Genomic DNA, 8,011 nt, shown 5'->3' on the forward strand with positions numbered 1-8,011 from the left:
CGAGGTGCGGATTGAGTGCTAGGCTGAGACTTGGTTTGTACATCCAATTGCCTATATGCACTTAGCAATAGTGCAAAGATTATAACCATGGAAATCCACTTAAAAGTAAAATAATATTACTCCATTCTCCATTATTTATTACAGCATCCTAATTTAGAAATTTAAAACATATTTATATCGGTTATTAAAATCATATTTTTCATAAGAGTTCTGTAAACTTTCTATAACAAATATAATGTCAATTAAGGGTAATATTGATATAATAAATTTCTTCTGAATCACTTTTGCTATGCAGAAATAAAAAAACTGACACATTTTTCGTGTCAGTTTACCTAAATAATAGTTAACGAATCATTAATACAGCATCCCATTCTGGACTTCTATCGCTAATCAATGAGGCGAGGACAAGAGCAACACCTGCAGTCCCAGTTAAAAAACCCGCTTCATCTATGTTTCTATAACCTCCATTCAGAAAATTTATATCGTAATAACCAAATAGGGAAGATGGCTCAAATAAATCCAATACTCGCTCCACAAGCAAATCACGCAGTGCTCCTAGCCGTTCGTTGCCTGTATCGGAGTACATCCGTTGAAGAAGATGGAGCAAGCCTCCAATACCGTGGCATACCGTAGCAGAAACCATCCCACCATTTCGCTCTATACGATTTTCGATGTCCAGATAAGCCTTCAATCCCAAAGATATCCATTCCTCATTCTGTAAAGCCTGTCCTGCTAACCAAATGGAGCGCGCAATTCCCGGAGCACCATAGCACCATGAATCCCTTTGATATTCAGTATTTTCAACGGATAATTCAGATTGTTCCCATTCTTCAAAAGATACCTTCCCAGGCCATATCGTTCCTACCTGACTTTCAACCTGCCATTCAGTGAACCATTCCGCCAATGTGGCTATCTCTCTCTTTACTTGTTCAGTGTTAATCCCCTGTAAGACGGATATACTCATTAATGCCAGCGGGCCTGCTATACCATGGGATAGGCTTAGATTAAAATTACCTTTAGGAAATTCCTTCTTCTCATCCTGCAAAAACTGATTTTCTGCACGAATATGCCAAGCGGGAATATGTTGTCCCTCCCATTTTTTATCTCCGCAAAATAGCTTAAACCACGCAACAATTTGCTCCCATAGAGCTTTCATTTTCGGTCGTTCGTAAAAAAGAAGAACAATACGACCAATACCTGTAAACCCAATAATTGTATCATAATCACTCATTTTTAAGTGTCCCAAATGCCATTGTTCCATATATAATGGTATTCTTTCAACCGCTAATTCTTCAAACCATGAGGCCACTTGATCCAACATGGACTTGTATCGTGTTCCCCCCCGTGATAACGCCCGAATGCCCATCAGCACGCCTGCTAATCCACTATATAGGGATAAATCATACATCCCCATTTCTTCCATATGCTTTTGAAGCTTTTCTAAATACATATGTCCAGTCTGATCCCATCCATCCTCCGGGTATAATAAATCCAACTGAGCCAGTAATAAACAAATTCCTGGATAACCATTACTTAAAATCCCATCATTCCATCTTTCTATTTCAAATCCGTCCACTTCTAATATAGGTATACTTTTAGAACGTAAACAAACCTCTTCCGGATTCCTATACCGTTCTCCGATGGAATCTAATACCTTGGCCACTCGTTCTCTTATTTCACCTGACAAGGGACGCCATGAACTAAATGGCAATTGAGCAGATGTCATGACTTAAAGACACCTCCCATGTTCGTCACAGCATCAGCGGCAAATGAACTGGCTTGTACCTGATACATTTCCAAATAGACACCACCTAATCTTACAAGGTACTCATGGGTTCCCTGCTCTATGATTTGTCCATCCTCCATAACAACAATGTGATGAGCAAGCCTTGCCGAGGAAATACGATGTGTAATAAAGATTCCAATTCTATCCTTCATTAAATCCAAAAACAGTTCTAGCAAATCACGTTCGGCTACAGGATCTAAAAAAGAGCTTGGCTCATCCAAGATATACACATCCGCCTTCCTAACAAAAGCACGCGCTATCGCCAGCCGCTGCCATTGACCTCCTGAAAGCTGGTGCCCCTCCTCAAACCATTTACCAAGTTGAGTATTCAGGCCATGTGGTAGCTTTTGGATCACGTTATCCATAGCAGCATATCTCGCGGCCTCCATCAATGTCCCATCCTCCTCAAGTTGTCCCAAATCGCCAAAGCCTATATTATGGCGAGCAGACATTTCATACTGCATAAAATCCTGAAACACTACTCCTATTTTTCGTTGAATGTCCGCTAGTTCATAGTTCTTAATATTACAACCATTTACACTAATTGTTCCGCTGTAATCTGCATACAATTGCATCAAAATTTTCATTAAAGTCGTCTTACCTGATCCGTTTTTACCTACAATTGCAACTGTCTCACCTTTGGACAATGACAACCTAACTTTGTTTAATGCATATCTAGACTGTCCTGGATATTTGAAAGAGACCTCTTCAAATGCAATTTGTTCAATATGGAAATCCTGCCCGACTCCCGATGGTTGCATGTAACTCAGGTCTTTTTGATGATATACAGGATCTGAGGTGGGTAGTTTCAAAAACAAAAACAATTGTTCAATATAAAGATTATTTTGCGAAAATTGTGAAATACCACGCATCATCATCTGAATTTGGCTTTGCGTTAACATTATGGCTTGAATATACCCGTATAAGCTACCAATCATTATATTAGTAAGCAAAGTTTCCTTCATTGCCATCCATACAAACCATAACATTACTCCGAGCTCAAGCATGTTATACATCAGAGTAAACCCGGTAAGCTTACCTAACATTCGACGATCCACCCTAAAAAAACTTTCCAGTAAGTTGGAGTAACGCTCTAATAAGTATGAGCCTAATTGAAAAATTTTCACTTCTTTTACCGCACGATCATTTGTCAATAAATAAGTCATATACCAAGATTGTCGATACTGGGGAGTTCGATCCATGTATATTTGAAACTGCTGACGATTAATTTTGAATAAAGAATACATAGATACCACTGATACAATTAATAGAACAAGAACAATCCACCATTTCCATAAAACTAACCAAATTGCAGAGGATATCATAGTAATAAGGCTTGATACAATTCCCGCCATTTGAGTGTAGAGCTGATACGGGCGATAAGAAGCCTCTTGAGAAGCGCGCTTTAACTGGTCATTGATAGTCGCATTTTCATAATCAGCTAATCCCAAGCGAGTTGATTTTTCACAAATCATAATATTTAACGATTTGGAAAGGAGTGATTCCAGAGTTCCTTCTACATAACCCTGTGCAGCATTTACTATATTTTTCACAACGTAAACCAGTACAAACCATCCAAACGGTACGATTACTAAACCAGCTCCTTGTTGCAAAGCAATTGAAACCTTGTTTAGTACATTTTGCATAACAGCTAGGATGAGAATCGGCGTAACCCCTTGAATAAAATAGAACATAATACTAAGAATGAGATAACGCTTGTTAGTACTAAAAATTAGCAGAAGCAACTTAAGACCATTCCCCATTGATTCCCAAGCAGAGTGAAATCCATTTTTTTTATTATGCATATCTTTCATGTTACTTTCCTGTGATAGTGAACGAGGCTATTCATCGCATGACGAGCCATGATCATGATTTTCCGTTCTTTGTATCGATCAATTCCAAGTAAGCGATTCAAATGCATATGAATGATACTGAACAAAATATCATCTTTAGTATTCATTAAAGAACCTTGCTTCTCTTGTTCTGAAATTTTTTGTTGATAACAAACAGCTGTTGATACCCTGATTTTAAACAAATCTAGGATATCATTAATTTGATCCTGAGATTGACCTTCCTCCTGTTGAAATGTTTTATCCAAAAACTGCAAATAAAGCCTTCGTTCTTTACGAAATTCACTTAGGAACTCCTTTACGTCATATTTTTGATTGAGAACGTCGTAACTTTCGACTTCGTTAAAACCTAATTGACGCAACAAATGGATTACACTCAAAACAGCTACAATATCTAAGTCTAATTTATTTTGTTTAAAACGGTTCAAACGAATAAGTTTAGCCGAAATCTCGCTATCATCAGCGAACATAGGCTCCGCTAACCCCATTAATTCTGGCCCGCCATAGCGCTCAATTTCCGGTTCATAGGTATCAATAACAAATTTAGTCATCAATCCTTCTCGTATCCATACTTTTGCCCAATCATGAAACATGGTAAAAAAATCAGGAACCAATTTCTCACTAGACATTTTGAATCTTACACGAATATGGGATTCTGGATCTGCATAACGAATATAATAACCATATTCAACTATACCCATCTCCTTAGCTTGCCGAATACACTCATCCCAATACAAACCAATAAACTCATTTTGTCTGCTTTCCATTCCGTACAGTTTCGCATAGAACCATATACCACCTGGAAAATGTACACGTTGAGCCGAACTTACTGCCTGCATGGAAGGAGCTAGTCCCACATCTTCTGAAGCTGCCGCAATCTCCTGAAGAGTTCCCGAAGAAATAACTGGCCGTCGAACTAGAGGAAATACGAATTCCGCTGTCAGTCTACCTTCACTACAATAAATAGGTAATTCTTCAAATCCGCCAATGTGTTCAATGAGGACAATTGAGTTGCCAGATTTTAATTCTTTACATAGCTCTTCGATGTGTAAGGGGTGCTCCAAATCTAACAGAATACGATGGTCAGATTGAATCAGGTAGACGTGCCGAGGTACCTTCCATTCTAAACAGAATTGGGCAACCGCTTTTTTCAGGGCTTCCGCACCTAGTGGTTTTTCTTTGTCCTGACGAAACCACATTCTCCATGTCGCTGGAGCAAAAATGATATTGTTGTACCGCAAACGAGGGGTAAACGGAGCCTGCGCCATGATTCCCCAGTTTATTGGGTTCCATTGTCCGAATCCAGCTAGACCAACCTCAATTAAGAAACGGTATACATTAGGAGCATGGTGGTAGTTGAGCATATGTCCGGTTGTCGGTATGACTACTCGATTGTGCTTGCGTGATTTTAAGTAGAAATGATCGTCACGTAGCCCCACAACTAAATCCGATACTTGAATTTGCCGATCATCCGGCAGAGCATGGCTGGTCCCGATCGCAATCTCATAGTCTCGAAAATTCTCAACAAGAATAACATTCGTTGTTCTTCCAGAGCTGGGTAAATAGGATACTTCAGCCCAAATTTTCTCGGGATACAGACTTTTCTCCTCCTGATGAATAGCTTGGAATTCATCTTCAAACGGTTTACCAAGCAAATCCATAAAACGTCCAAACGTTTTTCCCGCACCGTTCGAACCAGGATTTGGTCCGAGCAGCAATGTATATTCTCCTCGATCAAGTGCTTGCTGGTCGCGGGTATTCAATAAGAAGTACAGTTCCATTGAAGGTAATGCCGGACGTGTTATGGAATCCTCCGTATGTGCAAGTTGCGCTGTCATTTCATCCGTAAGGTTCACTTCATATTTGCCTTTATGTATGGAGGATATAAACCATTGAAAGAGAAGCTGTTCTCGATCAGCTTGCGTTTTGGCAATTTTCCCTGTTTTTAAGGATCTGCGTCGGCTCTGCGGATGACGGTAGGTCGCAGGCGCGCCTAAACCCATTTCTTCATCTAACAGTTCAAGCAACGGTACCTCCCGGCCATATCCATACTTTTCCAAAAACTCATCAGCATACTCCTTGAGATGAGCATCCGTTTGGGAAGCGAGCTGGGAAAATAATTCGGCCACCCGTTCAACATCCTTACGGATATATTCATTCAGAACGATAGAATGATCCTCCAGCGATAAATCGACCTGTAAAGTGGACATTTCAATGTCCGAAACTTCACTCATCACTTGTCGCAGCAGTTTGAGGCGCCCCTCACCTTCCCCAATAGGAAGCTCATTGTACAGTCGGATTTCCTGATGAATACCTTGCAACAGCAACTTTAGATCCTCCATTCCGTATAACGGATTGACAATCGCCAAAATGTGGCCAAAAGGATCTGATTTTATGGTTGAGGGTCGTAGCTCCGAAATAAGAAACTCTTGCTCAAAAAGCTGCCGAATATAGGGATCAACTCTTTCTTCACTCGCTTCCGAAAAACGCCGCATAACAAGCTTAACCAATGTTGAATATAATACTGGTTGTGCGCAGACCTCCATAATATAATCAAATACAGCGGATGCCTTCACCGATACGCTATCGTTTTCCCCGTTTACTAATTTTCCGTATCTCGTTGTATAAGGAATTTTCGCCCGGTTTCCTTGCCGATAGATTAAAGGATTGCTCTGTAGACGAAGCTGGCATAACACTTCTGGAATGCTTTCTATCTTTTCAATAATTTTTAATATCCATTCCATATCGGGTCTAGCGCGTTTGCGATGAGCATTCGTATTCTTGAGATACAATTGAGAAGTCTCACCAAAATGTCCCACAGTAACACCTGAAAATAAACCAAATGGCGTGGGACGAGTCATCATTCTTAGTACATACCGCATGAGCCCTTTAAGCACCTGCTCTTGCTTGCGCGGATCATCTTCTTCTTGTAAACGAAATAGGGACTCATGTAAGCGTGGACTGGAAACGGAAATTGCTTCCTTGATTGCGGGATCGTTGGATAACTCAATCATACGTTGCACGGTGTAAGATTTGAGATATTCCTTGTCTTCACACTTTTCAGGAAAAAAAGACTTATACCTATCAAAAGAAATTACAGGCGTTCGCAGTAAAAAAAAATTGAGTGCTTTGTATGCATATCGCTGACGCTTCATTAATTCCTCGCCCCCGGACTATCTTGTATATATGCACTTTCGAAGGATAATTCACCTTACAATAAAAGAGAAAAGGGACTTGAAAGCCCCTTTTCTCTTTTATTTTTCTGTTCCACAGTCAATCAAATAACCCAAGGATGAATGAATATCAAAAGTATAATATCTCAGCACCAATTTCCAATATTTGATATACAATTTCCTTGAGTTTTACCACAATGTTCCGTGCGTTCACCCCCGCACGCAGCAGCAGAACACGCCGCTATGCTTGTAAAAACTTGTGGTTCAACAGATCCCTTGGACTTATTCACTTGTACATCCAAATCAAAAGCATCGTTTGCCATGTCGTTTTCCTCCTCTCATTCAACTTGTTTTCATAGATGTGATGATTATCACTAATGATTTCTTTATGCTATCTCTTAGAAGTTAATTTATATGAACAATACCCCAACTGATCGTCATCTGTTGGAATACTCTCATATACATATTTACTTTTATGCTTGTTTAGGCTATCAGCTGCTAGTTACTTATGTAAAAACCACAACCTAAACTTTTGTAAAATTTGTATATAATTTGTATACAAACAAAAATATATAACCCTATGCCTAAGGAATGAAAAGTGAATTTTACACATTATTATATTTTTTGAATTTATTAAGAATAAAATACATTTATATCAATTTTTATTCTTATAAAATATATACCTTAAAGCTTTCTAGTTCTAAGCACATTACTTGATCCCCTCCTCTCTTAGTTGTCCACACCATTTAAACCCATTTATTTATATGTATCTAGCCATATAGTTAAGAGTATTAGAAAAGGGACAGGAACAGCTGTCCCTAATCCCCGTCTCACTCCCCGTGTACTCCTATTTGGTTTTACTCCATTTGGAAGCGACCACCTCTGCCCTACTTTCTATTACATCCATAACCTCCTCGCGGTGCTTCGACTTGAACATATCAATCATGTCTTCCAAATCATTGCGATCCAATAATTTAACCCCGTTGACAGCAGCAAGTGTTTTACAGGATTCCGTATAACGACTTGAGGTGATGACTACAGACTTGTCGGCTGCATAATAACGCATAGAGGTGTAAATTTCCTGCACCGCGCCCAAGCCGACCGGATGTTGTACAGCATAACGCTTGGCTTGAATTACGACTCTGGCGCCTTCACGGTCTGTAAATACCAGATCCGCTCCAAAATCCCGGCTGCTGGTTGTT

5 protein-coding genes are annotated in these 8,011 nt (G+C 39.6%); all 5 read right to left on the reverse strand.

Annotation, left to right across the window (positions count from 1 at the left end):
- Window positions 1–343 precede the first annotated feature (343 nt).
- Window positions 344–1,726 (reverse strand): lanthionine synthetase C family protein, encoded by a 1,383-nt coding sequence (locus ABEW32_RS26150; RefSeq protein ID WP_430193210.1) that lies wholly within the window; start codon window positions 1,724–1,726, stop codon window positions 344–346.
- On the reverse strand, window positions 1,723–3,600 hold the full coding sequence (locus ABEW32_RS26155; protein WP_430193212.1) for an ABC transporter ATP-binding protein: 1,878 nt from the start codon (window positions 3,598–3,600) through the stop codon (window positions 1,723–1,725). The genes ABEW32_RS26150 and ABEW32_RS26155 overlap by 4 nt, the downstream gene beginning before the upstream one ends.
- Complete coding sequence (locus ABEW32_RS26160; protein ID WP_430193214.1) at window positions 3,597–6,650, reverse strand: lantibiotic dehydratase; 3,054 nt, start codon at window positions 6,648–6,650, stop codon at window positions 3,597–3,599. Before ABEW32_RS26160 ends, ABEW32_RS26155 begins: the two co-directional genes overlap by 4 nt.
- A 305-nt stretch (window positions 6,651–6,955) precedes the next feature.
- Window positions 6,956–7,132 (reverse strand): FDLD family class I lanthipeptide, encoded by a 177-nt coding sequence (locus ABEW32_RS26165; RefSeq protein WP_430193216.1) that lies wholly within the window; start codon window positions 7,130–7,132, stop codon window positions 6,956–6,958.
- 524 nt (window positions 7,133–7,656) lie between these two features.
- A partial coding sequence (locus ABEW32_RS26170; protein WP_430193218.1) for a restriction endonuclease occupies window positions 7,657–8,011 on the reverse strand: 355 nt, incomplete at its 5' end.

It is taken from the genome of Paenibacillus jamilae, from assembly GCF_050482105.1.
Lineage (GTDB): Bacteria > Bacillota > Bacilli > Paenibacillales > Paenibacillaceae > Paenibacillus > Paenibacillus jamilae_B.